Genomic DNA, 848 nt, shown 5'->3' with positions numbered 1-848 from the left:
CGCCGCCGACCCGCCGCGATCCTGTAACCCGCAAGATCAGATGGCAGGGCCGGGCGGGCGGCACTTCGTGAAACCTCGCGGCACTTTCTGAAACGGCGGCAAGGCGTTGGGCCGCTTCGAAGGGCCGATCTGGCGGGCGGCTGGCGCGCAAGATCGAATGGCACGGCGGACGGGCGACGCGGGAAATTCTCGTTTCCGATCTGTGCGAACTCCGAACTGGATTCGGAGTTCGCGGAGCTTACCCTAAATGTCGTAATTGCCGCGACAATTCAACCTGTTGGGCGCAGCCTGGGGGCCCGACGCCGAAGGCGGAACTCCGAAAATCCGGCGCCGCGGCAGGCTGCGGAACCGTAAACTCGGTTTACGGTTCCGATTGTACGGTCACTCCTACTACAAGATATTGATATTGCAAAGATAATAGCGGATTACGGGGCGGCGACCGCAATTTGGAACCGTAAACTCTCGATGGTCCAAGCGAAGGCGATCAGCGGCGTTCGATCCAGCCCGGTCCACCAAGAGAACTCGGAAAAATCGGATAGCGCTCGGGCGCCCTTGAAACGACTGTCGAAGCAGGCTCGATCGGCGTCTCGACAGTCGTCGGGGTGCCCGATTTCGATGTCGAGCGAGCCGCTCGAAGCTCGGCCAGAACCGTCTGTTCAAACCGCCGACGCCGCAGAGCTGCTCGGGACAAAACGGCGAACAGCCAAGCTGCACCCCAGGAGATCATTGCGACGGGCGGCGCCATCATGGCCACCCCGGCGATCGTCACGACGCAACAAACCAGCGCCAACGAGCACCAGCCAAACTGCTGACCCGACAAAGCCACCAAGAACGGCGCGAAGACGGCG

The 848-nt window shown here is 61.9% G+C and carries 1 protein-coding gene; it reads right to left on the bottom strand.

All coding sequences use genetic code 11. From position 1 onward, the window contains the following. Positions 1–484 precede the first annotated feature (484 nt). The coding region (locus tag ABTU92_RS30580; RefSeq protein ID WP_408095279.1) for a hypothetical protein at positions 485–848 on the bottom strand (364 nt) is incomplete at its 5' end.

Source organism: Rhodoplanes sp. SY1, from assembly GCF_046000175.1.
Classification (GTDB): domain Bacteria; phylum Pseudomonadota; class Alphaproteobacteria; order Rhizobiales; family Xanthobacteraceae; genus Rhodoplanes.
Note: the sequence above shows the minus strand (reverse complement) of the source record. Positions and strands in the feature narration are given on the sequence as shown.